General features: G+C 70.3%; 2 protein-coding genes. One reads left to right on the top strand and one right to left on the bottom strand.

The window, feature by feature from the left end; translation table 11 throughout:
- Positions 1 to 84 precede the first annotated feature (84 nt).
- Positions 85 to 963: an RNA polymerase sigma factor SigF gene (locus ACFWGJ_RS43290; RefSeq protein ID WP_387334473.1), complete on the bottom strand. Its 879-nt coding sequence runs from the start codon at positions 961 to 963 to the stop codon at positions 85 to 87.
- 483 nt (positions 964 to 1446) lie between these two features.
- On the opposite strand from ACFWGJ_RS43290, the gene ACFWGJ_RS43285 reads away from it, so the two are divergent.
- Positions 1447 to 2301 (top strand): SigB/SigF/SigG family RNA polymerase sigma factor, encoded by an 855-nt coding sequence (locus tag ACFWGJ_RS43285; RefSeq protein ID WP_387334474.1) that lies wholly within the window; start codon positions 1447 to 1449, stop codon positions 2299 to 2301.
- Positions 2302 to 2418: the final 117 nt, after the last annotated feature.

The following is a 2418-nucleotide window of genomic DNA, read 5'->3' as shown; positions in this document are numbered from 1 at the left end:
CCCCACGAGCCCCCGCTCGCCGGTCCGCGACGGCGGGCTCGGTCACCGGCGGGGGGATGCCGGTCAGGGGGGGGCTTGGGGGCGTCAGGCCACCGAGGGGTCGAGCAGCCCGGCGCGCAGGCGCTTGATGATGCGGCTGATCAGGCGCGACACATGCATCTGGCTGATCCCGAGCAGTTCGCCGATCTCGGCCTGGGTGCGCTCCTCCACGAACCGCAGGTGGATGATGCGGCGCTCACGCTCGTCGAGCTCGGCGACCAGCGGCGCCAGCGAGTGCAGGTCCTCCACGAGCTCCAGCGACCGGTCGTCCTCGCCGATGAAGTCGGCCAGGACGGACTCGCCGTGCGAACCGTTGTCCGAGGTCAGAGCCGCGTCGAGCGACGAGGAGTTGTAGCAGTTCGCCGCCTTGCGGGCCTCGATGACCTCCGCCTCGGGCAGCGACATGAGCTCGGACAGCTCGGCGGTCGTGGGGGCACGGCCCAGCCGGGTCCGCAGTTCCTCCGTGGCCTTCGCCAGTTCGACCCGGGCCTCCTGCAGCCGCCGCGGCACATGGACGGCCCAGCTCGTGTCACGGAAGAAGCGCTTGATCTCGCCGACGATGTAGGGAACGGCGAAGGAGGTGAACTCCACCTCGCGCGACAGCTCGAAGCGGTCGATGGCCTTGATCAGGCCGATCGTGCCGACCTGGACGATGTCCTCCATCGAGTCGCCCCGGCCGCGGAACCGGGAGGCCGCGTACCGCACGAGGGAGAGGTTCATCTCGATCAGGGTGTTGCGGGCGTACTGGTAGTCGTGGGTGCCTTCCTCCAGCACGGCCAGACGGTCGAAGAACTGCCGCGACAGCTCGCGGGCGTCCCTCGGCTTGACGCGCGACGGGTCCTCGATCAGAGGCAGGTCCGTCTCGTCCGTCGTCCGGGTCCCCTGCGCCGTGGCCGTTGCCCCGCCTGCCGTCACGGCTGCCATGCCGCCCACCCCACTCACCGTCGCTGTTGATGACACACGTCGTGTGCCCTGCTTCACGCCGCTCATGCCACCCGATTTCGAAAGAGATCAGGACCACCGGGGATCTGGCCAGAACTCGACGCTCCCACATGGTCGGCCCTCGTCGGAGAACTCTCGCACGAACCCGGCACCGGCGGTGCGCACGGGGGTGCCGTACGCCGTCGCAGGCACAACGGGACGCCGGGGGAGCGCCGTGACGGGCCGTCGATTTCGAGACGGGGTGTTTCCTCTCCGGGAGCAGGGGCAGGCGGAGTTTCGTGCTTCGGACCGGAGGCACGCCCGCAGGAACGGCTCAGCCGACTGCGATGGCCCTCCGGCAGCCCCGGAAGTCCTCGTCCCTGCGGCATCCCTTCGCACACGCCACTTGTTCAGGAGCGAATCCGCATGAGCATCGACTTGTCGATAAACAGCCCGGAGGAGTCCGTACCTGCCGAGGCGCGGTCCATGACCACCACCGCGTCCGGTCCCTCGGCCCGGTCCGCTTCATCGAGGCACCCGCACGACGACGCTCCTGACTCGGCGGGCGACTTCGCCCGGCTGGCCGCCCTGGAGGAGGGGCCCGAGCGCGACGCGGTCCGCGACGAGTTGGTGAAGGCCTGGCTGCCCATGGCCCATCGCATAGCCGGCCGGTTCCGCGACCGGGGCGAGAACATCGAGGACCTGCGCCAGGTCGCGGCCGTCGGGCTGGTGAAGGCGATAGACCGTTTCGACCCCTCCCGCGGGGCGTTCGAGAGTTACGCGGTGCCCACCATCACCGGTGAGGTCAAGCGGCATTTCCGGGACCGCATGTGGGCGCTGCGGGTGCCCCGCCGGGTCCAGGAGCTGCGCAACAAGGTGCGTGTCGCCCGCCGCGACCTCACGATGAACCCCGGCGCCCCCGAGCCCACGACGGCCGAGATCGCGGCGCAGGCCGGGCTGACGGAGGACGAGGTGAGCGCGGGGATGGAGGCGATGGAGAGCTTCAGCACCCTGTCCCTCGACGCCGAACTGTCGTCGGCCGACGACAACTACAGCCTCGCGGACACCCTGGGCGATCTCGACTCCTCCTACGACATGGTCGTCGACCGCGAAGCGGCGAAGGAAGGGCTGCGCCGGCTCCCGGAGCGCGAGCGGAACATCCTCTACATGCGCTTCTTCGAGGACATGACGCAGAACCGCATAGCCGACCAGCTCGGCATCTCCCAGATGCATGTCTCCCGCCTCATCACCCGCAGCTGCGCACGGGTGAGGGACGAGGCGCTGGGCGCCCAGGCCCGCCCCGGCCGCGGCGACGCCGACGGCGGGACGGGAGTCGCGTGAGACGGGACCACGGTCCCGACGGCGTGCGCGTCCACCGGCACCCGTGACGTACGGCAGGCCCTGCGGAAGGCCCGCCGTCGCATGAACGAGCCCTTCGGGCCGGTCGCACCCCGGGTG

The sequence above is a fragment of the Streptomyces sp. NPDC060205 genome, from assembly GCF_042728395.1.
GTDB lineage: Bacteria > Actinomycetota > Actinomycetes > Streptomycetales > Streptomycetaceae > Streptomyces.
This window is presented reverse-complemented; position numbering and strand designations above follow the sequence as displayed.

Bases quoted from the DNA above. Each gene is read 5' to 3' on its own strand.
- ACFWGJ_RS43290 (WP_387334473.1), bottom strand. From the start codon at position 963: ATGGCAGCCGTGACGGCAGGCGGGGCAACGGCCACGGCGCAGGGGACC.
- ACFWGJ_RS43285 (WP_387334474.1), top strand. From the start codon at position 1,447: ATGACCACCACCGCGTCCGGTCCCTCGGCCCGGTCCGCTTCATCGAGG.